The following is a 25,008-nucleotide window of genomic DNA, read 5'->3' as shown; positions in this document are numbered from 1 at the left end:
AAGGAATGAGTTATAATGTCACGCACTCACAGGTTCCCCCTCTTTATTTACTTATTAATTGGTTTGGCGTTATTTGGATTGACACACCAACTGTTCACAAATACAAATCGTTTCATCGCAAATACATTAGTTATTATTGGTTTCGGAGCACTTGTTTATACAGTGATTTACTTCTTATTTATTCGGAAGAGAATGACGGATGATCTTAAAAAATATCGTCGTGCTGCCAAACTATCAAAAAAAAGATATGGCACTAATTCTAAGTTGAAATCAAACTATTCTCAGACGAAAAAGAAAAAAACAGTAACTAACTACAAAAGAAGGAGAGAGCAATCCGTCCCCCACCTACGTGTTATTGAAGGAAAGAAAAATAAAAAAAACGATCGTGCATCATTATAGATGTACGATCGTTTTAATGTGGCCAATTTTTTAAAAAAGCTGCTGTTTTGGTTTTACCTAAATCGACCAAGTTTTGTTTAGAAGCCTGGGATAAATGAAAATCAGCTACACCGACCTCTGAAACAGGCAGAAAGAGCACATTATTCTGTTGATGCATCACAATGTATCTTTGATCATGAGCTATTTGCATAGTAGTGAATAGTGATTTCGTTAACTTTAAAGCATCTGTAATTTTTCCAATCATGATTTTATCATAGTTGGCACTTAGCTTGATTCCCAGTAATGGACGTTTCTGAAATTTACGATCACCATCAAAAACCCACATTGGTAAGTTACTTAATAAAGATCCATCTACAATAATATGTTTCTTATGTTTCTGGTCCCATATTTTTTTAGGGCGAAAAAAATACGGTAAACTTGCACTCATACGAACTGCTTTTGCTACGGGAAAATTACTGGGATCAACGCCATAAATGCGTTTCACATCATCTGGTATTACTACCATTTTACCAACTGTTAAGTCTGCTACAATAACTTTTAATGTTCCTGGAGGTAAATCAGCAAAAGTATAAATGTTCTTTTTCGCTAATGTATCATGTATCCAATGCTCGAAAACATCTCCCTTATATAAACCTAATGCGAAATATAATGAAATCCATTTAATAAACGGTAAATAACGTTCTAAACGAGCTCCATCCATAAATTGCTTAACATCTAAGTCCATAAAAATTTCTTTTAGCTCTTCGTTTTTATAACCAGCGGCAAGAAGAGATGCTAATATCGCTCCTGCAGATGAACCAGCAACCCTTTCAAAAGAATATCCCTTCTCTTCCAACTGTTCCATTGCACCGATAAAAGCAAAAGCCTTTACCCCACCACCCGAGAAAACACCATCTATTTTCATTACGTATACCCCCAAAGATGCTATTACTAATGTATAGGCTAAGGGTATGGATATTAGAACAAAAACAGCAACCCTCTTCTTATTTTCATAGAGGAGTTGCTGTTTTTTTATTCTGTTTGTTGTTGTATTTTTTTTAGTTCTTTTTCTCGATCCGGATCTTTTTCAAAATATTGTACCAAATCCCCGATACGATCAATCGAATTCCAGCTTAAGTGGTGTTCAATACCTTCTACATCTTGATAAATATTTTCTTTTTCTACACCTATTATTCCTAAAAATTGTTCCAATAATTCATGTCGATAAACTAAACGTTTTCCGATCTTTTTTCCTTGAGCTGTCAAAATTAAGCCCCGATATTTTTCATAGTTTAGATAGTCATCTTTATCTAATTTTTGAACCATTTTTGTTACGGAGGATGGATGAACTTCTAGCGCTTCTGCAATATCAGATACCCTTGCGTATCCCTTTGATTCAATTAACATATATATTTGTTCAATATAATCTTCCATACTCGGTGTTGGCATAATAATCCTCCAATTCTTTCAAAAAAAGTAAAACCTATATGTATCCCAGTAGAACTAACAATCGTGGTAAAAAGGCGAAATACGAACCACTGATTGAAGTTTCACTTTATTAAAAGCATACAACAGATTTTATGCCGAGACAAGTATATTAGATTTTTCTTCCCTTACCATATCATTGAAAAAAATAAAAAATCAAATACAGAGTAGACACAAACAGCGCAGTAAGTGCTCCTATCTCGCTACGTAAACCAAGGCTTTCCCTTTCCACGGGTACGGCTTCAGCTAACTTCTCCAAGAAAAACCACTTGGAGAAGTGGATCTTCAGCTCGTACTGTTCCCGTAGGAGTGTCAAGCCTTTGTTTACTTCGCTAGTTAGTGATAGTGTATAGGCAGACAATCAAATGATGTTGTCTTTGTTTTAATCTACATGCAATTTGTATAGAGAAATTCTTGAGACACTTTTTTATCTATAATCCACCAATCATGCGGTAATTTGATTAAAAACCTTCATCAAGCGCATCAAATGAAATTGGCGACACTCCAGCAGGAAAAAGCGAATGTCTTCGATGGGACGAGTAATCGCAGTCCCACGGGCTGAAGATCCACTCGGAAGTGTATTTCTTCCGAGTTAGCTGAAGCCGCGCCCTGCGGTAAAGAAGACACGACGATAGTAGTTTTGAGTCGATGTCGCACTTATACCCTTATGGTGAAAGGGAATCAATTTCATTTGAGGAGCGAAATAGAAAACTTCTCGTTACTGCACAGTTTATCAAGACAATGATAGAATTCAATGGTTTATAGTGTCATAAAAAAAGCTCTTAGGTTTACTATTCAGACAGAAAAAATTGTTTTTTTAGTATTATCATTTTCAAATTCACGTAAAAAGTCGTATAATAAGGACAGACTGAATTAAGTGGGGGAAGTTATAATGGAGTATATTTTACTTACCATCTTGGTAGCATTTATCGGATTTAGTATCTATCGTTTTTTTAAAACAAAAAAAATCCTAAAAACTTTATCGGAAAGTGAATTTAGAGAAGGATATCGGAAAGCACAATTAATTGATGTGCGTGAACAAAAAGAATATGATGCTGGACATGTTTTGGGAGCTAGAAACATTCCATTAACGCAATTGCGTCAAAGAATGAATGAATTAAGAAAAGATCAACCTATTTATATGTATTGTCAAAATGGTACACGTACTGGCCGAGCAGCTCTTTTGCTTCACAAAAAAGGCTATAAAGATTTAAACCAACTTCAAGGTGGTTTCAAAAAGTGGTCCGGTAAAATTAAGAAAACAAATAAACCTTCTTATTAACATTTCTTATAAAAAACAATCACTTCTCGTTGAAGTGGTTGTTTTTTCACTCTAATACTACACCTCTGAATTCTTAATTCCCATAATAATAACCTCATAAATTGGTCATACTAGTTTTTATGAGGTACTAGGAATTTTGGAGGTTTAATTCTGATGCAAATTAAATTAAGGCAAGATACATCATTTATCGAAGATTTGAGTAAAAATTTATCCGAAGAAAATAATTTGTCATCATGGGAGCTTTTTCAACTCTCCTATCATACTGTTGATTCAACAATTACTAGAAAGTTCTCCGGTTTAAATGGACCTAAACTCCTACCACATGTAAATTTTTTAACACATCAATTAGCCTGCGCCCAGCAAGTAGTTGAAGAAATGAATGGGCGCGCGATTTTAGCAGATGAGGTTGGATTAGGCAAAACGATTGAAGCTGGTCTAATCCTTAAAGAATACATGCTTCGTGGTCTAGTAAAAAAGGCTCTTATACTTGTTCCAGCCTCTCTAGTTAATCAGTGGGGGCAAGAATTAGCACAAAAATTTTATATTCCTGCTGTAACAGCTAGAAAAAAACCATTATGGGATCAACAGGATATTATGATCACTTCTATTGATACTGCTAAACGTGACCCACATAGAGACAAAATTCTTTCACAAGATTATGATTTTGTTTTAGTAGATGAAGCCCACAAACTGAAAAATAGTCAAACAAAAAATTACCAGTTTGTTCGTTCTTTAAAGAAAAAATATTGTTTGTTATTAACAGCTACACCTATTCAAAATAAATTAACGGATATATTTAATCTTGTTTCGATTTTAAAACCAGGGTTTCTTGGTGACTATGAGTCATTCAGCAAAAAATTTAATAAAAAAAATCGAAACGCAGAAGATGACCAATATCTAAAACGATTGATTCAAAAGGTAATGGTTCGAAATCGTCGAGAAGATACAAATATCAAATGGACAAAAAGAAAAGTTGAAACCATTTATGTTGATTTTACAAATCGAGAAGCTGATGTGTACCAGAAAATCGAAAAAGCTTTAGCAAATAAATCTCGCTTCTCTAGCTTGGTTTATTTACGAGAGCTTTGCTCATCAAGAGAAGCATGTTTCTTATCATTAAAAAAAGACATCGAGCAAGAAACTGATCATAACGCTAAAAAGAATAAAATTGATTTATTACATGAAATTGAACAATTGCCGCAACATGCAAAAGCGATCGAAGCAGTTGAATTAGTGAAATCCATTAATGATAAATGCATTATATTTACGGAATATCGTGCAACACAAGTCTATCTTCAATGGTTACTTCAACAACACGGGATCAAATCTGTACCTTTTCGTGGTGGCTTCAAGCGAGGAAAGAAAGATTGGATGAAACAATTATTTGAAAATCAAGTTCAAGTTATGATTGCTACGGAAGCTGGAGGAGAAGGGATTAATCTACAATTTTGTAGCCATTTAATCAATTATGACTTACCCTGGAATCCGATGCGCCTGGAACAACGAATAGGCAGAATTCATCGCTTTGGCCAGAAAGAAGATGTTCATATTTATAACTTTGCTATTCGTAACACGATTGAAGACCATGTTTTACAATTACTTTATAAAAAAATACAGTTATTTGAGCGGGTTATTGGTAACTTAGATGCAATTCTAGCAGATCTGAAACTATCCAATTTCGAAGATGAAATCAGTTCTATTTTAGCAGAATCACATAGTGCAGGAGAGATTAAAGTGAAAATGAATAATTTGGCGGCTGTTATCGCTCAAGCACAATCATTGAATGAAAAGGAGCAAAAGAATGGCAATCGAGAATCTTCATAATTTCTTATACGATTACTTTTCAGCTAACCATTGTATTGTTACTAGTGACGGTCGCCACCTAGATGTTCAACTGACTGATGTGTTAGATGAAAAACTAATGAATCGGCCATTTTACTGGCAGTACGTTCGAAAACTAGGGATGAACGGAGAGCCTCAAATGTTAAAGTTATCGACCGAAGTAGAGGATCCAACCTCTGATCGTGAATTAATACATTTTGGGACACCTAGATTACAACAAATTTATTCCCATCTACAGGAACAAGGAAAATTTGTTCGACTGTATCAAAAGCTCGCAGTAAATAATCAAACCCCCTTGATCCCATGGCTAGTGCTTAACATCAAGATTAGTTTTATCGGTAAGGAAAAAAAAGAAGAGTTGAGATCGATAGGTATTAATATGATCAACGGAGTAATGATTAGTCAAATGATTGAAAGTCTTGAAAAGATTGATTGGGAATCATCGATATGCGATTATTGTTACCCAATCAGCCCACTAATCAGACTACGCAACAGTTATCAGAGAATCATTGATTATTTAACAGAACAAATAAAAATTCCAGAACACGATTGGGCAATCGAGTCCTGGAAACGGATGCAAGAAGAAAAAGAGTTACTTGCATATTTTTACAAAACATCATCCGATAACGAGAAAGATCTTTATCAAACGGAAGAAAATGCAATCGAAGCTTTATATCAACCAAGGATTGAATTTGAGATTGTTAATGGTGGTATCTTTCACATAAGTAAATCTACCAATATTCCATTTACAGATATCTCTCAGAACGAACAGTAGTGATGCTTCATTCATTTTTTTGTTTATAATACTTAATGGACATTGGAAGGATACCAAACCATTTATTAACGATAGGTGGTTTGGTATCCTCCTTCCATTTTTTTCTTTCTTCTTTCTCTGCAATTCTCTCTGCTTTCGGTGAGCAATAGTAACTTACGATTGATTCCGTAACAGTCTGAAAAACACTTTTATCAGCCAAATTTATCCCTCTCTTCATTTCTTATATGTTTAGGATATCCATTTAGCTTGTAGTTATTACTTCAATGATTTCTTTTACAAGTAGATCAATTGATTTACCGTCTGTTCGAATTACATATGTTGCTGCTTCTAGATATTTTTGTTCACGACTTAATAGTAGCTGTTCCTTGTCGCGATTTTGATCTTGCCAAATTGGACGATCCCCTTCATCCTTTAGACGGTTTACAATTTCTGGCCAACTTGTTTGTAAATAGATTACTTGCTTATCTTTTAACCAATGAACATTTCGATCTTGTTCAATAATTCCACCACCAGTGGCAATAATACAATTATTGCTTTCCGTTGTTGTTAAAACATCATGCTCGTATTGACGAAACTGATGCTCACCTTCTTCAGCAAAAATTTGCTTGATTTTTTTATTCTGCATAGCCTCAATCATTTGATCTGTATCTTGAACAGGTAATTGATAATATTTTCCTAATTGATCAGCAACCGTTGTTTTTCCGCTTCCCATAAAACCAATTAAATAAATACTCTGCATCTTATATACTCCATTTCTACTGAAATTTGCTTCATTATAGCACGAAACAAGATTATTATAAATTTTTCAAAAAAATTTTCATCCCTATTTTTCTTTTTTACTTTTAGAAAATCAGCAACGGAAAAAGTAATTTTTAGATAGAAAAACATTCTAAATTCTTATTTTTTTACAAGCAATACCTTTCCAATAGAACTTGATTTTTCTCGTTTTACTTTGTATATTACAACTAGAAAGTGAGGTGAGATTAGTGATTACAGCAAGAAGCTATTCTGCTGAATTGTTGAACATAGCCCTTGATCAAAATGCTTCTGATATTCATTTCTGCCCTTCTCCAACGGACGTGAAAATATATTTTCGCATTCATGGAAAACGTGTTTTTTATCTTCAAATGCCGTTAAATATTTATCAAACCCTACTCAATCATTTTAAATTCTCAGCTGGTATGGACATCGGCGAGTCCCGTCAACCTCAAGATGGTGCAATCACGTATGAATATAATCAAAGAATTGTCTCCCTAAGATTATCAACATTACCAGTTAGTGGATTAGAGAGTTTGGCAATTCGGTTATTACCTCAAAACGAAAGAATATCACTTAATAAATTATTTTTATTTCCTTATCAATTATCTAGCGTGAAAGAATGGATTTCCAATCAATCTGGAGTCATCTTATTTACAGGTGCGACTGGATCAGGAAAAACAACTACATTATACGCTCTTTTACAGACTCTTTTAGAAGAACAATCTTACCAAACGATCACACTAGAGGACCCTGTTGAAAAAGAGTTGCAAAATTTATTACAAGTACAAGTCAATGAAAATAGCGGAGTAACCTATCAAGCTGGTTTGAAAGCCGCACTACGTCATGATCCAGATATTATTATGGTGGGAGAAATCCGCGATCAGAAAACCGCTCAATTTGTTTTTCATGCCGCTTACACAGGTCACCTTGTTCTATCAACATTACATGCCAAAAATGCAATTGGAACGATATATCGACTTAAAGAGATGGGGATAAAGCAATCAGACTTAGAACAAAATTTGATTGCTGTCGCAGCATTAGAATTATTCCCCATACTTATTCAGAATAAAATTTCATCAAGAGCTGCTATTTTAGAGTTATTAGATGGGACAAACCTTATGGAGGTAATTCAATGTAAGAAAGTATCGAAGAATTATCAAACGTTCGAACAATTAAAACGAAAGGCAGTCGCTTATGGTTTCTCTAAATAAATGGAATATACGGAATAAAAAAAAACAGCCCCATCCTCTCTCGCTCTTGGAGCAAAGTTTATTTTTAAAAAAACTAAATAGATTGTTGAGTCAACATTATCCTCTTCTTGAAGCTTTGAGAGCACTACAGTGGAATCCTAAGTGGAAAAAAACAGCAATTAAAATGATTAGTTCATTAAAAGAAGGTGAATCTTTTGAAGTTGTTTTAGCAAATCTATATTTTGATAAAAAAATTGTTTCCTTTGTCTATTTTTCACTATTACACGGTAATATTCGTGAAGCTTTACAACATAGTAGTGAACTCATTGATCAACAGCTGTTTCTCATCAAAAAATTCGAAAAAATCATGAGGTATCCGCTTGTTTTATTATCTATCTTTCTTACCTTATTGTATTTTGTACGTACCCAAGTATATCCTGCATTTTCACAATTATTTTCGACAACAACCTACACCTCCGTCTATCGTAATGTGGCAATTTTCATCATCGATTTAATATTTAATAGTCTGATCATCTTAGGGCTAGGGATAGGGCTTTTCCTAATCATCTGGTTTTTGTGTCAGAAAAAATTTTCAACCGTTCAAAAAATAGCGTTATATCAACGCACACCATTAATTCGTTATTATGTACGAGCAAATCAAACCTTCCTGTTTTCCCTTCATTTAAGTTCATTACTAAAAGCTGGGCTTTCCTTAAAAGAGTGTATTCAATTTCTAAAAAAGCAAAGTGAATTACCTATCTTAGCTCACTATAGTAGTTATATACTAGAACAACTAGAAGACGGATGTAACGTAACATCTGCACTTCCACCTTGCACATTACTTGATCCAGATTTACGAATAATTTTTCAAAGTGATATGAATCAAAAGTCCTTGATTATGGATTTAAGAATGTATGCAGAGTATTTACTAGAGTCTGTTCAAGCAAAACTAGAAAAAGCAATGACACTTATTCAACCGATTTTCTTCCTTTTTATTGCTGTCAGTATTATCTTTATCTATTTATCTATCTTAATCCCAATGTTTCAACTAATCCAACACATTTAGGAGTTGATGGACATGTTAAAAAACGAAAAAGGTTTTACTTTAATTGAGATGCTTATCGTTCTCTCAATCATTGCTACTTTATTAATTTTGTTAATACCAAATTTAGCTGATCGAAATGAAGAAGTTCATGATAAAGGGGCTGAAGCACTCATTCAAATGGCTGAAAGTCAAGTTCAATTGTATATCCTCGATCATGGGAGACATCCTGACAGCATTTCTACTCTAGTATCAGAGAAATATCTTCAAACAGACAAACTTTCTAACGGAAAGCAAAAAATTGCATTTAAAGATACCGTACATTATGAAATCATCGTCGTACCTGTAAATGAATGAAGAAACAAGATGGATTTACTTTTGTTGAATTGCTAGTCACAATAAGTCTAATAATGATAATGATTACGATGATTGGTCTAATACACGGTAAATCATATGATAATTATCAATTTAAGCGTTGGTTTCAACAATTTGAAAGTGATGTTTTATTTCTTCAACAACAAACCATGACAACAAGAACAAACGATCTTCTTAATATTCTTCCTAGTACGAATCAGTATGAAATTCGTTCAACTCCATTAGAGCCTCCAAATATCGTGCGAAACATTCCAAAAGAATGGAAAGTTTCCATATTATCATTACAGATGCCTCTATCATACACACGAGCAGGTACCATTCGTAACCCAGGGATGTTTCGCATTACAACAAAACACTCTACTTATGATATCTATTTTCCGTTTGGGAAAGGACGATGTTATTTTGTTCAAAGATGATAATCAAAAAGGTATTGTTCTATTAGAACTGCTGGCCGCTTTTAGTCTTATTCTTCTAATTCTCTTTACACTAATACCCATTCTTGTTCAAATAAATATAGAAAGAAATATTTTGCAAGAAAGACGAGAGATTCAATCGACTTTGCACAATGAGCTTCAATTGCATACCCCAGAAAGCTATAACAATAAAGTAATCGAAGTTAACCATACCAACGTTACACTCGTTTTTGAATCAACAACACCTCTTTTGAAAGGAAGTGCACATTGGACAAATGTTAGAGGTAAACAAGAAGAAATCATTTTATACTACTATCCCTCTTTTCAAAAGCAATAGAGCTTTTACATTGGTAGAAGTACTTATTGGCTTAACAATTTTTTCAACACTTATGCTATTACTACCTACTATCTTTCGGTTTGTTGAGCTAGATAATCATACCGATGAGTTGGCCGTCAGACAGTTTTTTCATTTTGTTACTGATGAAATTCATAGTAATTCAATTGATCGCATAAACACAAATTCAATTCAGTTACGAAATAATGGTGGTGATAAAATTACAATCTCCAAATACAACGACTTAATACGACGACAAGTAAACGGAACAGGACATGAAATACTCCTCAGAAACGTGAACCATTTTACAGTGGTCTCGCTTTCAAACGGTCTTCACCTAACTATTCAATCACAAAATGGAGATACTTATGAAAAAATTATTGCATACTATTAAATATTTATCCGGAGATCAAGGATTTATTTTTATGTACATTACTTTCCTAACCGCGTTTCTCTTATTATCCACATTCACAAGTATTGCATTATTTAACAGTAACAAAATGCAAACTAAACTACAACTACAACAAATAGAACTAGAAACGCTACATCAAATGGCATATCAAGAATTTAATGAAAAATATATCAATCACTCAGAAGTTTTCTATGAATATCCAAATGGTTATGTAATCGTCACTCTCGAAACAGTTATGGATAGTAAATCACAAGTAATATTTAACGCGTATACACATGAGGGAATGCAAAAAACAAGAAGTTATTGGATCGAACAAAAAAACCACGAATTAAATGTATATTAATTATCAGTCCGACCATAATAACTATTGTAACTTGATGGGCTATGGCCAAGCGGTAAGGCAACGGTTTTTGGTACCGTCATTCGTTGGTTCGAATCCAGCTAGCCCAGTAAAAGAGGGTATATCTGTTAAGATATGCCCTCTTTTTTTATGGTTTCACAAATGGATTATTCTTTTTTTCATTCTCTATCGTTGTTGTAGGTCCATGACCAGGATACACCTTATATGAATTACCTAAAGTATAGAGTTCATTTTTTATACTAGTTAACAACTGTGTTTGATTCCCTTCTGGTAAATCGGTACGACCTATTCCCCCAGCAAATAAGCAATCTCCCGATACGACGAGCTTCTCTTTAGGAAAGATAAAAGAAACCCCACCTGGTGAATGACCTGGTGTATATCTTATTTCAAATTGAAATAAGTCTAATTTCATTTTACCAGCTGCTAAAAATTCATCTGATGCTCTAGCAACAATGTCTTCTACAGGGAATAATGCTGATCCATTAAGTCGCGGATTGCCCATCCATTCCTGCTCATTTTCATGAAGATAGACAGGAATATGATAATAATCACGTAATGTATCTACTCCACCAATGTGATCAAAATGAGCATGTGTAAGTAAAATAGCTAATGGTTGAATGTTATGTTCTTCTAGCCAATTCTTCACTACGGAAGGTTCTGCACCCGGATCAATGATTAGTGCTTTGTTACTTTCCCAAACAATATAACAATTTGTCCCTAATTGTCCTAAAGAAAAACCCTTTATCTTCAAAAAACCACACCCTCCATCGTTCTCTACTTTTATCTGATTATATTCTACACTAAATAGGATGTTTTACCAATACTCATATCACAAACTATATTGTTTTTTCACACACATATGAGACAAACAGTGCAGTAAATGCTCCTTTATCCACTACTCAAATGAAATTGGCTCCTTTCTGTGGACGTGGTCTCAGCTAACTAGGAAGTAAAGAACACTTCCTAGTGAATTTTTGGTCTGTGGTTACTCGTCCCATCTAAAACCATTTTGCTGATGTAGAGAAATGATTCATTAATAAACAGTTTATGGAAATAGCGTGAGAAGGATGAATTCATGTTTTGGGGTTGATTTTGTAAAAAAAAATCGAGCAAGAAATCCTTATGATTTCTTGCTCGAATCTTTAATTAGTCTTCATTTCTTGAGAATTCATGAAAACGGAATAAATCTCCATAGATAATCTTGTCTGAATACGACATCTCTTGTTCTACTTGCTCATGCATGGAAGAACAAACATCATCCTGTTCTTCATCACCAGATAGGAGATTGCTGGAAACATTTGATGCTAGAACTTCCCCTGATTCTCGGTCATAGCAAGTATCTTTCGAGTAGAGGTATCCTTCTGTAATGAAACTACCATCTCGAAGTGCGACAAACTCTTTGCGGTTTGGACCAAAAAGATTAGTACCAAAACTTACATCATGGCTATCATCTACTCCAAGTAGATGAAGTAATGTTGGCTTAATATCTACCTGACCTGCGATATCAGAAATGATTTCCCCTTCATGTCCCGGAATGTGAATATAGAGCGGAACACGTTGTAGTTGCACATGATCATATGGTGTAATTTCTTCTTTTTCTAAATACATTCCCATCGCACGGTTATGAAAATCACTAATACCATAGTGATCTCCCATCATGACAATAATCGAATCTTCATAAATACCCGTTGATTTTAGATGGTCAAAGAACTCTTCGATAGCCTCATCCATATAACGTACCGTTTGAAAATATTGATTCAGTGTTCGAGAGTTTGAATCAAATGGATCAAGTGTGGCATCTTCATCGTCCAAATCAAATGGATGATGGTTCGTTAAAGTAATGAAACGTGCATAATACGGTTCTGGTAATGATTGTAAATACTTCATCGATTGTTCAAAAAATTCTTTGTCCTTCATTCCCCACCCTACAGAATTCTCATCGGTAACTTCGTATGATTTAATATCGTAAAAATGATCTATACCAAGGTTTTCATACATTGTATCTCGGTTCCAAAAGCTTTTATTATTGGCATGTAAAACCGCCGTAGTATAGTTCTCATCTTTTAAAATTTGTGGTGTTGAATGATACTGATTTTGAGCATGGGTAAAATAAGCTGCCCCGCTCGGTAGTGCATACAGAGAATTTTCCATTATAAATTCAGAATCTGCTGTTTTTCCTTGTTCTGTTTGGTGATAGAAGTTTTCAAAATAATAGCTTTCACCAATTAATTCATTGAGAAACGGCGTGATTTCTTCACCATGCAGTGTGTTATTGATAACAAAGCTCTGCAAAGACTCTAATGTTACGAAAATTAAATTTTTCCCCTCTGCAACACCAAACATATCTGTCACTTCTTGGTCTGTAGTATTTTCTTCAACATATGTCAGGATTTCAGAAAGTTCATTTCCATCAGCAAAAACACGCTGTGCTTGTGATCTTGATTGTTGAATAACATCATAAACATGGAAATTAAATAACCCTATATTTTTAACTAAATACTCGCGATCAAAACCACGCTGTAACAATTGCGGTCGTTCAATCTCGGCAAAAATATAATTACCAAGTAAAAATGCAATAGACATACTTAATACTAGTAATTTTTTCTTTTTCGGATAACTTACTGCCATGGGGCTATTTTCTCTTTTACTTAAATACCAAATGAGAACGACATCAAGAAACAAGAAAATATCAATAACTTCAACTAAAGCTATAACACTTGAACCTAAATCAGCAGCATTACTTCCTTGAAATAATATTGGAACTGTTAAAAAGTCACCAAAATTACGATAAAAAATTAAATTGAAATACAAGATTAATGTTCCGGCCAATGCAACATATCTAATAAATTTAAGCTGTCGTTTTTCTTTCATCCATACACTAGCAGCAAAAATTAAAAAAGCTGAAACAAACGGATTGATAAATAGTATAAATTCTTGCATAAAATTGTCTAAGTTAATGGTAAACATAAAGCGGTATACTACATAAGTTTTCAAACCAAATAATAAACTCGCTAAAACATATAATCGTAATGGATATTTTTTTTCAAACATTAACTACTTTCCCCCTCTACCCTTCCATCTATGATATCTTGTAAAATCTATTATTGTAATTAATACCACAGTGTACATATGATAAACCTTTTACTCTATTAGACGCAATGAATAAAGAAAAGTTTCATCATACTTTAAATTATTTGTTACAAAATTGTAATGATGAATCAAACAATAATGTTCTCAACATATTACGCCCTATTTACACACTCATATTTTGTTTAACGAGATATGCCCCGCCAATTATTCCTGCATCATTACCTAATTCGGCAATAACAAATGAACTTCCTTGATCGATTCTTGGTAATGCATATTTAGTAAATGCCTTTCGTAACGGGGATAACAACGCCTCACCAGCTTTAGATACACCACCACCAATGACAATTTTAGATGGATTAATTATTGTTGCGATATTGGAAATCGCTAAGCCTAACACATCTGTTACATATAAAACCAGTTCGATAGCGACCTCGTCACCTTCAGTTGCCGAATCAAACACATCCTTAGCTGTTAACATATTATTGTTATTCTGGTATTTTGTTTGTAGGTTTGTCACAACTCCTGAAGTTACTTTTTCTTCCGCTAAACGAGCAATACCTGTAGCAGAAGTAATCGTCTCTAGGCAACCTCTTCTTCCACAATTACAAAGAACGCCATCCTCCAAAACTGTCATATGGCCAATTTCCCCTGCGGTTCCATTTGTACCGCTAACAATCTGCCCATTTGCAATAATGCCTCCACCAACACCTGTACCAAGAGTAACTGCAATTAAATTATCAGCTAACTGACCGGACCCTTTCCAGTTTTCCCCCAATGCAGCAATGTTTGCATCATTATCAACATAAACAGGTAAATTGGACAGAGTATTCAATTTATCAGCTAACTTAAAATCTTTCCATCCTAGATTTACAGCTTCAGCAACGATTCCTGTCTCCGTTTGCACGAATCCTGGAGCACCTACTCCAATACCAATAATATCTGTATTATCAATGTTTAATTCTACTAATTTCCCTTCAATAGAAGTCCAAATATCAGAAGGAATACTTGTAGCGCCAGACGAAATGTTTGTTAGTATTTCCCACTTTTCAATTATATCTCCATTTTCTTGGATCACACCTATTTTTACTGTAGTTCCTCCAATATCAACACCTAATAGAAATTTTGACATGTTTATTACTTCCTTTCCTATCCTAATTCGATTTTTTAAATTTGGAAACAGCTATTATGTATTATTTGAAATATTAACAATAGTGGCATCTATCATAAAAGCTATATTTTTAATCATCTTTATCATTATAGCAAATACAAGAGAAAAATTTAATGAAAATGATACAGATATTCTCTTTAAGATGGCACATAAAAATTCATTACTTCTATCATTATGCACAAATCATCAAGAATGTTCAAAAAATTTTCATAAGGAGATCTAAGGACCTTGCTCTTCTAGAAATATTCAGACCTATTTTATTAACATATCCCCCTCAGTTTGTACATATCATGTACAGTAATTACTGGTGTGAGGAGGAAGTCAATTGCGTTATCTAACTATAGCCCTAACATTATTTACTGGAATGATCTTGATGTTACTTATACATTTCACATCGCCAACACAAACAACAGTAAAGTATTTTCCATTTGATGAGAATGTTGTATTTGAAAAATCAGAAACTGAATTAACGTTATTAGACAACAAAAATGAGCACTACATTGTTCGATGGATTTCTGATTCAAAGACCAATAATACGATTTACTTAAGACAAGATTTGAGCCTCTTATATGTGGATGGGTTACTAAAAGGACTGCAATCCAAATGGAGGGAAAACGAATCAGATATTTCATTAGAGTCAGATATCCACGGTGAAGGCAGTAGTTATTATCAATCGATTACATACCATCACGGCGAAGTGCATTACAAAAACAATTCAATCAAAAGTTTAAATAGAATGTCCTATGATGAAATGTACGTAATAGACTCTGAACACTCCTCATTATTTACATTCAGAAAACCGAAAGAAGAACAACAAATAGAATGGAAAGATACATTAGATCATACGATATCTCAACAACTACACTATCACTGGCATAACTTAATTAATCATTTTCAATTAAATTACGACGATTTTCTATTTGTTCCATTGACAGAATTGTATCAATTCGAGACAAGAAATTTACCAAATCTTGATAAAAATCAAACGAGAAAAGTTATTGCACAATTATGGGAAGGTCTTTATGCAAACTATATTCTTCCTTTTCAAGAAACAGAAACCATACAAAAAAGCTATATTCCACTAATATTATTTAGTAAAACTGGAGATAGATTATATGTTTTATTTCAAGATCAACATGGAGAAATGCGACAGCTCATTCAAACATACTCCATTAATAATTGATCTTTTGAAATCCATGACTCGCTAAACCAATTGCCAATAACCCATAACAAATAGCTGCGAACAATTGGGAATAGAAATTATTCTTTCTTGGAAGCGAAACAACGGCAGCACTAAAAAAACCGCCTAAAAGACCGCCTATGTGAGCAGCGTTATCAATGGCTGGTACTATTGTACCTATGATCAAATTAAGTGCAACAACGAAGAAGATATTCTTTCCAATCGTTTGAAGGAAAGTCTGTTTATACTGAGTCCCAAAATATAACAATGCCCCTAGTAAACCGAAGATAGCAGCTGAAGCTCCAGCAGAAACCTGATTGTTGAATGCAAAACTTGCTAATCCCCCCATAATTCCAGCACTAAAGTAAATGAAAAGAAATCGTGTTGCTCGATACATCTGCTCAACGATACATCCTAGGATGTGGAGAGCTAGCATATTCATGATTAAGTGTAATAATCCAATATGGAGAAACATTGATTTTATGATGCGCCACCATTCACCTTCAGCAATTGCAGGATTATATTTAGCACCAAAATGAATTAATGTCTCTATAGATGTACTTCCTCCATGCCATTCTAATAAAAGAAAATAAATTACATTAATCCCCAGTAGATAATATACAAGTATCGGCGTAGCTTGATGAAAGATTAGTTTATTAGCTTTTTTCTGTTTATAATAGATGTTATGTAGTGTTTTTTTCAAACAAAGTATTTCGCTTTCTAATTCCATTGGATCGTTTGGAACATCCATATGTAAACTTCGTATTTGTAAAAGGGAACAAAAGCGCTTCATTTCTAGTTCTCGATTTTCATGATCCAAATAAAATAGATAGTGTTTAGAGATAGAAACCTTATCTATTGATAACTTTGTTTCTATATGATCTCTATTATCGACAGGTGTGTGTTCCCCCACATAAACAACAATAAGTTCTATTTTACCCCCTATAAATTCGGACTGTAAAGCATTTGTTTGTTTGATCGTTTGAATGTATGATAGTTTTAGTTGATTAGACCAATGAAAATCAGAACTTTTTAAACAAAGTACTAGGTTTCGTTTACCTTTTTTCTTTTGCAACCAAATACTTTGTTGCTGATCATCAATATGAATCAACTCAAATCGTTCTCTTTCAATTAAATAAAAGATTAATTTATAATGATATCCTAAGTCAATATTTTGCATAACCTTCCCCTATCTTTCTGCCCCTAAAACTACCTATGTGTTTGAAATTATTAGATCTACGGGTTGGTCAAATTCTTCCTTAGGTATAGAAGGGAGAATTTGATCTCTTCCAGCTAATGAGAGACTTTTTCCGGTATACTCTTTTAAATAACGATCATAGTATCCTCCACCATGTCCAATCCGGTAATTACCTTTATCGAACACTATCCCTGGGACAATTAATAAATCCATATCTTCAGCAGCTATTTCTACTGTGTTTTCAGGGTTAGGTTCTAGTAAATTAAAGAAACCTCTCTCAAGCTTACATTTATCAGTATAACGGTAAAATTCAAGCATATGGTTTGTAGGAATACACTTTGGTATTGCGATACATTTTCTTTCTTCCCATGCTTGTTTAATGATCGGATGCGTATCCCATTCATATTCATTTGCAATGGTAATACCGATAACATTTGCTTTTTTCCATAATTCACTAGCAAATAAATTTGTGTAGAGTTCATTTTCGATCCGCTTCTTTTCACCTTGGGATAAGCTATATAATTTAGCGATCATTGATTTTCTCAATACGTTTTTTGAATGCAAACAACCACTCCTTTTATACAAATTAAGAAAGCTGTTAATTATAGTGTGTGTATGTTCAGCTCTTTTACCCCATCATAACATGAAATATTACCAAATAACGGGCAATCATTCATTTTTTTGAAAAAATAATTCAAAAAAACTCTTATCTGTATATTACAGATAAGAGTTTTTTTACGCTAAATTATTTTGTTTCACGGTGTAGCGTATGTTTTTTTAGACGTGGACTATATTTTTTCATTTCTAAACGTTCAGGATTTGTACGTTTATTTTTTGTAGTAATGTAATTACGATCGCCTGTTTCAGTGCAAGCAAGTGTGATATTTACACGCATGATTTTCCCTCCAAACTATTCAACTAACATTCATATAATAATATCATTTTCAGACTTATTTATATTACCAAAAAAACAAATAAAATTCAAGGTTTGAATTCATCTCACACAAAAATATATTTGAAACATAGACATTCACTATAATTATCTCTCAAATTTCTATCATTTAAAGATACTTTCTAACAAAATACTCACATAATCTTAATGAGCATTCTCAATAAACTGTGGGGTGTGAATCTAGGTTTAAGTAGGCGTTTCAGCAAGGTTGCAACTCTTTTTGGGATCAACCTAGGTATATGTGGTCGTTTCGACGAGGTTGCAGCTCTTTTTGGGGTTTAACCTAGGCGAAAGTGGTCGTTTTGACGAGGTTGCAGCTTTTTTTAGGGTTTAACCTAAGCGAAAGTGGTCGTTTCGACGAGGTTGCAGCTCTTTTTGGGGTTTAACCTAAGCGAAAGTGGTCGTTTCGACGAGGTTGCAGCTTTTTTTGGGGTTTAACCTAAGCGAAAGTGGTCGTTTCGACGAGGTTGCAGCTCTTTTTGGGGTTTAACCTAAGCGAAAGTGGTCGTTTCGACGAGGTTAGAGCACTTTTTTGGGGTCAACCTAGGTGAAAGTGGTCGTTTCGACGAGGTTGAAGCTCTTTTTAGGGTTTAACCTAAGTGAAAGTGGTCGTTTCGACGAGGTTAAAGCTCTTTTTGGGGTTTAACCTAAGTGAAAGTGGTCGTTTTGACGAGGTTAGAGCACTTTTTTGGGGTCAACCTAAGTGAAAGTGGTCGTTTCGACGAGGTTAGAGCACTTTTTTGGGGTCAACCTAGGTGAAAGTGGTCGTTTTGACGAGGTTAGAGCACTTTTTTGGGGTTTAACCTAAGTGAAAGTGGTCGTTTCGACGAGGTTGAAGCTCTTTTTAGGGTTTAACCTAAGTGAAAGTGGTCGTTTCGACGAGGTTGAAGCTCTTTTTAGGGTTTAACCTAAGTGAAAGTGGTCGTTTCGACGAGGTTGAAGCTCTTTTTGGGGTTTAACCTAAGTGAAAGTGGTCGTTTCGACGAGGTTGAAGCTCTTTTTAGGGTTTAATCTAAGTGAAAGTGGTCGTTTCGACGAGGTTAGGTGCATTTTCTACCCTCAACCTAGGCAAGATCAGCTATCTTGACGAGGTTACAGTACTTTTTGATCCTCCATCTCCATGTGAACATTTTTATGTGAAGAAGATAAATCACTTACTTTACTGTTTGTGTCTACTGTAAATTTGTTCAAAAGAATCTGTTACTTTATTTTTTTCAGAGAAAATAAATGGTGAATTGAAGATATATTTGTCGGATGATTGAAAAATGTGATATAACTAATACATATACAGAAACGGAGGGGCTACTTTGATTTATACGATTATTACATTACTTGTCGTTGCAATTGCTTTATTTATCTTATCTTTTTTTGCTAATGATAAATTCAAACAACTTGAAAATCAAATCGAACAAATATCATTATCGACGTTACAAGACAGCTATCAAATGAAAAAGAAAATTAAGATATTAGAAGAAGAATTACTACCAAATGATATGGGTTTTACTGAACAAGCCATTTCACCGCAAAGAAAAACCCCTTTAGTGAAAAGAGTCGAGCAAATGTATCGGAGAGGCGATTCCCCAAGTGAAATTGCTAAATCAACAAATCTTAGTGAATACGATATCGATTCATTAATCAAACAATTCTCAAACAAAGGATAGAGGGGTATATTAAATGAAACAAGTATTACGCGCTTTTGCTTTAGGCCTAATTACAGCAACACTATTATTGGGAGTAATATACCTTTTAGAGGACGAAGTTGAACCAGAGATAATTGAAACCACCCTTTCTAACGAAGAAATGATACAACAACTCGAGCAAGAGGGGTATTCTATTTCTGAAGAATCTATGTATGATGATTCTATATATGAAGATTCTGCAACAGATGCTGATATTGATCAAGACAACATATCGGATGAAAATCATGAAAATGAGGATACATCAACTGATGAAGATGAATCAACTTATACAACTGATGATCATGAACAAGATAACAACAATGTTTATATACTTACCATCGAACCTGGCATGACAGTTTCTCAAGTAGCTGAATATCTAGTTGCTGCAGGTATTATAGAAAACCGTACTGAGTTTATTGATTATCTTGCTGTGAACAATTATGGAACCAATATACAAGTAGGGCAGTTCGAATTGATTAGAACAATGTCATTAGCAGAGGTTGCTGAATTAATTGCAAATCGAAATTAAAAACCAAGCAAACTGTACTTTTCCGATAATTAAGTTACCAAAAACTAATTATCGGATCATACAAATTGCTTGGTCTTTTTTTAATTCAAATTATTCAAACGCAACCAACAACCAGTGGAGAAAAGCCCAAACACATTTACCTGTCGAAGTTTCACTTGATAATTAATTCTCTTGGTCTTCATCCGAAGTTTCTTCTGAATCAATAGCTTCATTACCTATTTGCTCATGTAAATTTTCAGTAATTCCAGCTTGATCTCGTTCTTCCTTCAGATCAAAATATGCCTCCATAATTTGATTACCAATCCTATGATGAATTCCATTATGATCATTACCTGTTCCTGCGCGTGGAACAACAATTGCAAAAGCAACTTCCGGTTCATCATATGGCGCATATCCAACTAAAGTTAAGTTGTTGGTGCGCATCTGAAACTCTCCATCTTCGTAGACATCGTTTTGCGCTGTACCAGTTTTTAGAGCCACATTATAAGGACTGTTCGCCCAGTGCCCTCTAGCTGTACCATCTGTAGTAACCAATCGAAATCCTTCTTGAACACGTTTAATATAGCTTTCGTCCATATCAATACGGTTTAGAATATCTCTACCGTGTGATTCTACAATTGGTCCTAAAGATTCTTTAGACCCGTTAGCTTGTCTTACTTCCTTAACAAGGTGCGGACGAACCCGATAACCATCATTTGCAATCGTTGATACGTATTGCGCCAACTGAAGGGTCGTATATGCATCATGCTGACCAATAGCCGTATCAAGTAACAAACCACCATCTTGTGTGTTGGTCCCGATTACTCCCGTTGCTTCAAAAGGTAAATCTATCCCCGTTCTTGCACCTAAACCAAACTGACTAAAATAATTACGAAGAACACGAAAAGCATCTCGATCAAAGTTATAAAGTGGTTCATTTTCACGATATGTGGCTGTTGCTAGTCTCATTGCTATTTCAAACATATAAACGTTTGATGATTGTTCAATAGCGGTAAGGTCATTGATCCGACCTAAATCTGTCCAAGAACTTTTAGGCTGTGTTTCTGCAATTCTGATTGGTCTGTCATAAATTATCTCCCCAGGTTCAATAACATTAGCATCATAGCCAGCCAACATCGTTGCTCCTTTAATCGACGAACCCGGTAAGTGAGCGTCATAAACGACCCGATAAGAGTGATCGACATATCGATCGTTCTCTCGATCATAATGCGCTCCAGAAAGTGCTAATACTTCACCAGTTTGAGGATCTAGCATCGCTACCAACGCCTCACTCATATATTCATTTTCTCTTGGATTTTGATTAATAAAGTTTTCTAATTCTATTTTTGCAATTTCATCCACACGTTGTTGCAATTCCATATCAACGGTCAGAATAAGGTCGTTTCCAGCTTTACCATCAACAATTGTCTCTGTACCAATTATGGTTCCATTACTGTTTGTTGTATACTGAATAACTTCCTTTTGACCACGTAACATATTTTCATATTGTTGTTCAAGTCCACTTGTACCAACACGGTCATTTCGACTGTAACCTAAACTTAAATAATAATCACGGTTTTCACGTGGTATCCCTTCATTAGATGAAGAAATTCTTCCAATAAAACTAGAGAATGTGTTATCGTATTTAGAAACCCTATTCCAGTCAATCGTCGCATCAATGCCTGGAAGTTGTGCTAAATTTTCCGAAACAAGTGCATATTCTTCTTCCGTAACATTTTCATTTTTTATGGTATGTGGTGATAATTGAAAAGCTGTATCTAATTCTTTCTTAATTGCAACAACATTCAACAAATGCCGATCTGACCAATCAAATGTATTATAATCTTCGGGTTTAATTTTTTCTAACATCTTATTATACTGCTCACCAGCAGACAACTCTTTTTCTTCTTCTGTTAGACGAGATCCTGCTTCCTGTGTGTTAAACAAGTACCAATACTCCTGTTTATCTCGTTCACGAACACGAGCTTCTAAATCTTCAAATTCTTCTTCCATCATGATAAATTCAGCTAATTTCTCTGCTATCTCCAATCTTTTTTTAGCTGAGTCACCATTTCTAGGAGGCGTATAAGTAATCGTTCTTTCTGGTTCATTATCTAGAACCAAATTTCCAAAACGATCATACATTAAACCCCTTGGCACTGACATACGCGCTCTAATATTTTCTGTTTCATTAATAGTATTTCGAGCTTCCTCTCCATTCAAAATTTGAACAACACCTAATTGCAAAATTAAGAGTGAAAAAAGGAAGAAAATAAAAACAAATAATAAATTCAAGCGAAAGGGTAATTGTGCTTTTTTCTTCGTTTTCCCCATAGTTTGCTCCCCCTTACAAATATCCGTATATGCATTGTGCAATATAACATTTTACATTATACCATGATATTGGGGGGGTTTTACAGTTTTACGTTATTCTTTTCATTTTTTTACTCACTTACTAATTGTATTTTTCTCACAAAAAAATATATCAAAAAGTGCCCTGCACCAAATGATAATAATAAATAAGGAATAACTTGGTCTATAACAAACAATTGTGTAGCTAGAATAAATAAACTGACAGAAATAATTCTTCCAGCATTTAAGAAGAATTCTCTGACTACAATATATTCGATGCGTAACTCTCGTGCTCCTTCGCTCATGCCAATTACATCATAAGTTAACGAGACATAAGGTACAGTAAAAAACGGGTAGGAAAGCCCAATAAAAAAACCATAGACGAGCAAGGTTGTATAATTAACCTGAAATACAATTAATCCTATAGCTGCAAATAAATTTAATCCAGCAATAAGGATCGCTCTTTTTCGAAAATGCGGTTTAATAATTCTTGTGGCTAAATAATAGCTAAAGAAAGAGCATCCAGACAATACTAAATTGAATTTCCCTAATGCAAATTCACTGCCAGTAGCAACAAATACCCAAATGGAAATAACAAAGATAAATACCCCTTCTCGAAGTCCTTGTAAAATATGTGCGGACAAAATATTACGCCAATTTTTATTTGTCTTTCGAAATTTCAAGACTTTACGGAAAAAGAAATCCCCGTCTGCTGGACGTTTTTTTAGAAAAAAACTTGATACCACTGCACATATAAACAATCCAAATGAAAGGGAAAAAATAATCGTGTACCCTGTTTTGTTTGTCGCAACGGAAATTACATAACCCGCTAAGACTGGGCCAATCATTCCTGCAAATGACTGCATTAAACCTAGAAAACCATTAAAGAAATCCCGAGTATCTGGTTCCGTAATCTCAAATGTTAACACATTAAAGGCTAACCAATAAAACCCATAACCAATCCCTAACAAGCTGCCCAGTAGAATGTTAAATTGAGCAGCTTGCCCTCCTACGATTAAAACCGTTAAAAAAAACAAAGCCAAGAAACTTACACCAAGTCTTAGCACAATCGTTCGATCTAATTTCTTTGCTATTCGACCAGCTACAACAAATGTTAATGGCTGCATAATATATATTGATAAATTGTACAAAGCAATCGCTAAGTAATCATTCGATTGTCTCCACAAATAGATATTTACAAATGTATTTGACAAGAAGATTGCTAATGAATATAAGCCTCCGATTACTAATAGTAATAGTAAATCACGATTAACTTCTATTTTATTTCCTAATAAAAGGTTGATTGGTTTTCGCATAGACTCGACTCCTTTGCTAAGTAGTCATTAGTGTTTTCCACAAAGGCTGAGTTATGCAAATTTACATTACTAAATCATAATTCACACAAAAAAACCAAGCAAAATGCTTGGTTTTTTTGAATGTTCCCTATATTTTTTTACTTCGCCTCTGTATACAATTCATAAACTTTATTCCAGTTTACAACGTTCCAAAATGCATCAATATATTCTGGACGCTTGTTTTGGTATTTAAGGTAGTAAGCATGTTCCCATACATCGAGCCCTAAAATCGGTGTTTTACCTTCCATAATTGGAGTATCTTGATTTGGTGTACTAGTAATTTCTAGGTTACCATTATTCACAATTAACCATGCCCAACCAGATCCAAAGCGAGTCGTAGCAGCTGTTGTGAATTTCTCTTTAAATGCATCAAAACTTCCGAATGCTTCATTAATCTTTGTAGCAAGCTCTCCAGTCGGCTCACCCCCACCATTTGGTGACAATAATGTCCAGAACAGGCTGTGATTAGCATGGCCACCACCATTATTTCTAACAGCCGTTTGAATATTATCTGGTAAGCGATCTAATTCTGATAATAGTGTTTCCAGAGACTGTTCTTGCAGATCTGGATGATCTTTCAATGCGTCATTTAATTTTGTTACATAAGTATTATGGTGTTTTGTGTGATGAATATTCATCGTTTCCTTATCAATATGTGGCTCCAGTGCATCATAAGCATAAGGTAATTCTGGTAGTTCAAATTTTCCCATAGTAAATTCCTCCTAAATAATATCTTGAAAAAGTTCACAGAAAGTTCACTTTTCCTTTGTTGATTTTAGATTATCAAAGCATCGTCCATATCGCAAATATTTTGACTTGAAAAGTATTACTTTGATTAATATTGCACCCTATACAGTATATATTCACTAAATTATATA

Annotated in this window: 27 protein-coding genes and 1 tRNA gene; 15 read left to right on the top strand and 13 right to left on the bottom strand. The window is 34.3% G+C overall.

Annotated elements, in window-relative coordinates:
* Window positions 1-15 precede the first annotated feature (15 nt).
* A complete protein-coding gene (locus OWO01_RS12755) occupies window positions 16-399 on the top strand; it encodes an SA1362 family protein (protein ID WP_268780845.1) in 384 nt (127 codons plus the stop codon).
* A 13-nt stretch (window positions 400-412) separates the two neighbouring features.
* Here the strand turns inward: OWO01_RS12755 and OWO01_RS12750 are convergent, their stop codons facing one another.
* Together OWO01_RS12750 and mntR are read right to left on the bottom strand one after the other, a co-directional pair.
* A complete protein-coding gene (locus OWO01_RS12750; protein ID WP_268780844.1) occupies window positions 413-1,303 on the bottom strand; it encodes a patatin-like phospholipase family protein in 891 nt (296 codons plus the stop codon).
* Between the two features lie 107 nt (window positions 1,304-1,410).
* On the bottom strand, window positions 1,411-1,827 hold the full coding sequence (mntR, locus tag OWO01_RS12745; RefSeq protein WP_268780843.1) for a transcriptional regulator MntR: 417 nt from the start codon (window positions 1,825-1,827) through the stop codon (window positions 1,411-1,413).
* 928 nt (window positions 1,828-2,755) lie between these two features.
* On the opposite strand from mntR, the gene OWO01_RS12740 reads away from it, so the two are divergent.
* The 3 genes from OWO01_RS12740 to OWO01_RS12730 all read left to right on the top strand — a co-directional run bounded on the left by OWO01_RS12740 (window position 2,756) and on the right by OWO01_RS12730 (window position 5,762).
* A complete protein-coding gene (locus OWO01_RS12740; protein ID WP_268780842.1) occupies window positions 2,756-3,145 on the top strand; it encodes a rhodanese-like domain-containing protein in 390 nt (129 codons plus the stop codon).
* Window positions 3,146-3,298: 153 nt separating this feature from the next.
* On the top strand, window positions 3,299-4,969 hold the full coding sequence (locus OWO01_RS12735; RefSeq protein ID WP_268780841.1) for a DEAD/DEAH box helicase: 1,671 nt from the start codon (window positions 3,299-3,301) through the stop codon (window positions 4,967-4,969).
* Window positions 4,947-5,762 carry a YqhG family protein gene (locus OWO01_RS12730; protein WP_268780840.1) on the top strand — a complete coding sequence of 272 codons (816 nt, stop codon included), beginning with the start codon at window positions 4,947-4,949 and terminating at the stop codon, window positions 5,760-5,762. The genes OWO01_RS12735 and OWO01_RS12730 overlap by 23 nt, the downstream gene beginning before the upstream one ends.
* Before the next feature lie 7 nt (window positions 5,763-5,769).
* Here the strand turns inward: OWO01_RS12730 and OWO01_RS12725 are convergent, their stop codons facing one another.
* Both OWO01_RS12725 and OWO01_RS12720 read right to left on the bottom strand, forming a co-directional pair.
* Window positions 5,770-5,961, bottom strand: a complete 192-nt coding sequence (locus OWO01_RS12725) for a YqzE family protein (RefSeq protein WP_268780839.1) — start codon at window positions 5,959-5,961, stop codon at window positions 5,770-5,772.
* 42 nt (window positions 5,962-6,003) lie between these two features.
* Entirely contained in the window at window positions 6,004-6,501 is a 498-nt protein-coding gene (locus OWO01_RS12720) for a shikimate kinase (protein ID WP_268780838.1), read from the bottom strand.
* Window positions 6,502-6,748: 247 nt separating this feature from the next.
* Between OWO01_RS12720 and comGA the strand changes: the two genes are divergently transcribed.
* From comGA to OWO01_RS12680, 8 genes are all read left to right on the top strand, one after another.
* Entirely contained in the window at window positions 6,749-7,732 is a 984-nt protein-coding gene (gene comGA, locus OWO01_RS12715) for a competence type IV pilus ATPase ComGA (RefSeq protein ID WP_268780837.1), read from the top strand.
* Window positions 7,716-8,777 carry a competence type IV pilus assembly protein ComGB gene (gene comGB / locus OWO01_RS12710; RefSeq protein ID WP_268780836.1) on the top strand — a complete coding sequence of 354 codons (1,062 nt, stop codon included), beginning with the start codon at window positions 7,716-7,718 and terminating at the stop codon, window positions 8,775-8,777. Before comGA ends, comGB begins: the two co-directional genes overlap by 17 nt.
* Before the next feature lie 12 nt (window positions 8,778-8,789).
* Window positions 8,790-9,110, top strand: coding sequence for a competence type IV pilus major pilin ComGC (gene comGC, locus OWO01_RS12705; RefSeq protein WP_268780835.1), 321 nt, complete (start codon window positions 8,790-8,792; stop codon window positions 9,108-9,110).
* Window positions 9,107-9,544 carry a competence type IV pilus minor pilin ComGD gene (gene comGD, locus OWO01_RS12700; protein WP_268780834.1) on the top strand — a complete coding sequence of 146 codons (438 nt, stop codon included), beginning with the start codon at window positions 9,107-9,109 and terminating at the stop codon, window positions 9,542-9,544. Before comGC ends, comGD begins: the two co-directional genes overlap by 4 nt.
* The gene (locus OWO01_RS12695; RefSeq protein WP_268780833.1) at window positions 9,531-9,878 is read left to right on the top strand and encodes a hypothetical protein; all 348 of its coding nucleotides are present in this window, start codon (window positions 9,531-9,533) and stop codon (window positions 9,876-9,878) included. The genes comGD and OWO01_RS12695 overlap by 14 nt, the downstream gene beginning before the upstream one ends.
* Window positions 9,817-10,269 carry a competence type IV pilus minor pilin ComGF gene (comGF, locus tag OWO01_RS12690; RefSeq protein WP_418936222.1) on the top strand — a complete coding sequence of 151 codons (453 nt, stop codon included), beginning with the start codon at window positions 9,817-9,819 and terminating at the stop codon, window positions 10,267-10,269. Before OWO01_RS12695 ends, comGF begins: the two co-directional genes overlap by 62 nt.
* The gene (locus tag OWO01_RS12685; protein WP_268780831.1) at window positions 10,244-10,630 is read left to right on the top strand and encodes a hypothetical protein; all 387 of its coding nucleotides are present in this window, start codon (window positions 10,244-10,246) and stop codon (window positions 10,628-10,630) included. The genes comGF and OWO01_RS12685 overlap by 26 nt, the downstream gene beginning before the upstream one ends.
* 35 nt (window positions 10,631-10,665) lie before the next feature.
* Window positions 10,666-10,737, top strand: a tRNA-Gln gene (locus tag OWO01_RS12680).
* A 38-nt stretch (window positions 10,738-10,775) separates the two neighbouring features.
* Here the strand turns inward: OWO01_RS12680 and OWO01_RS12675 are convergent.
* From OWO01_RS12675 to OWO01_RS12665, 3 genes are all read right to left on the bottom strand, one after another.
* Window positions 10,776-11,399 carry an MBL fold metallo-hydrolase gene (locus OWO01_RS12675; protein WP_268780830.1) on the bottom strand — a complete coding sequence of 208 codons (624 nt, stop codon included), beginning with the start codon at window positions 11,397-11,399 and terminating at the stop codon, window positions 10,776-10,778.
* A 395-nt stretch (window positions 11,400-11,794) separates the two neighbouring features.
* Window positions 11,795-13,699 carry an LTA synthase family protein gene (locus OWO01_RS12670; protein WP_268780829.1) on the bottom strand — a complete coding sequence of 635 codons (1,905 nt, stop codon included), beginning with the start codon at window positions 13,697-13,699 and terminating at the stop codon, window positions 11,795-11,797.
* Between the two features lie 202 nt (window positions 13,700-13,901).
* On the bottom strand, window positions 13,902-14,867 hold the full coding sequence (locus OWO01_RS12665; RefSeq protein WP_268780828.1) for an ROK family glucokinase: 966 nt from the start codon (window positions 14,865-14,867) through the stop codon (window positions 13,902-13,904).
* A gap of 364 nt (window positions 14,868-15,231) precedes the next feature.
* Between OWO01_RS12665 and OWO01_RS12660 the strand changes: the two genes are divergently transcribed.
* Window positions 15,232-16,089 carry a hypothetical protein gene (locus tag OWO01_RS12660; protein ID WP_268780827.1) on the top strand — a complete coding sequence of 286 codons (858 nt, stop codon included), beginning with the start codon at window positions 15,232-15,234 and terminating at the stop codon, window positions 16,087-16,089.
* Here OWO01_RS12660 and OWO01_RS12655 read toward each other — a convergent pair.
* The 3 genes from OWO01_RS12655 to rpmG all read right to left on the bottom strand — a co-directional run bounded on the left by OWO01_RS12655 (window position 16,079) and on the right by rpmG (window position 18,179).
* On the bottom strand, window positions 16,079-17,266 hold the full coding sequence (locus OWO01_RS12655; protein ID WP_268780826.1) for a rhomboid family intramembrane serine protease: 1,188 nt from the start codon (window positions 17,264-17,266) through the stop codon (window positions 16,079-16,081). The genes OWO01_RS12660 and OWO01_RS12655 overlap by 11 nt on opposite strands.
* Window positions 17,267-17,299: 33 nt before the next feature.
* Entirely contained in the window at window positions 17,300-17,848 is a 549-nt protein-coding gene (locus OWO01_RS12650) for a 5-formyltetrahydrofolate cyclo-ligase (RefSeq protein ID WP_268780825.1), read from the bottom strand.
* Window positions 17,849-18,029: 181 nt separating this feature from the next.
* Complete coding sequence (rpmG, locus tag OWO01_RS12645) at window positions 18,030-18,179, bottom strand: 50S ribosomal protein L33 (RefSeq protein ID WP_268780824.1); 150 nt, start codon at window positions 18,177-18,179, stop codon at window positions 18,030-18,032.
* A gap of 1,364 nt (window positions 18,180-19,543) precedes the next feature.
* Here rpmG and OWO01_RS12640 point away from each other — a divergent pair.
* Entirely contained in the window at window positions 19,544-19,897 is a 354-nt protein-coding gene (locus tag OWO01_RS12640; protein ID WP_268780823.1) for a hypothetical protein, read from the top strand.
* Window positions 19,898-19,910: 13 nt separating this feature from the next.
* Window positions 19,911-20,444, top strand: a complete 534-nt coding sequence (locus tag OWO01_RS12635) for a hypothetical protein (RefSeq protein ID WP_268780822.1) — start codon at window positions 19,911-19,913, stop codon at window positions 20,442-20,444.
* Window positions 20,445-20,606: 162 nt separating this feature from the next.
* On the opposite strand, the gene OWO01_RS12630 is transcribed toward OWO01_RS12635, so the two are convergent.
* The 3 genes from OWO01_RS12630 to OWO01_RS12620 all read right to left on the bottom strand — a co-directional run bounded on the left by OWO01_RS12630 (window position 20,607) and on the right by OWO01_RS12620 (window position 24,840).
* On the bottom strand, window positions 20,607-22,757 hold the full coding sequence (locus OWO01_RS12630; RefSeq protein WP_268780821.1) for a peptidoglycan D,D-transpeptidase FtsI family protein: 2,151 nt from the start codon (window positions 22,755-22,757) through the stop codon (window positions 20,607-20,609).
* A 110-nt stretch (window positions 22,758-22,867) separates the two neighbouring features.
* Window positions 22,868-24,091 (bottom strand): MFS transporter, encoded by a 1,224-nt coding sequence (locus OWO01_RS12625; RefSeq protein WP_268780820.1) that lies wholly within the window; start codon window positions 24,089-24,091, stop codon window positions 22,868-22,870.
* A gap of 137 nt (window positions 24,092-24,228) precedes the next feature.
* The gene (locus tag OWO01_RS12620; RefSeq protein WP_268780819.1) at window positions 24,229-24,840 is read right to left on the bottom strand and encodes a superoxide dismutase; all 612 of its coding nucleotides are present in this window, start codon (window positions 24,838-24,840) and stop codon (window positions 24,229-24,231) included.
* Window positions 24,841-25,008 lie beyond the last annotated feature (168 nt).

The sequence above is a fragment of the Natronobacillus azotifigens genome (assembly GCF_026805325.1).
In the GTDB taxonomy this organism is placed as follows: Bacteria; Bacillota; Bacilli; order Bacillales; family Amphibacillaceae; genus Natronobacillus; species Natronobacillus azotifigens.
Note: the sequence above shows the minus strand (reverse complement) of the source record. Positions and strands in the feature narration are given on the sequence as shown.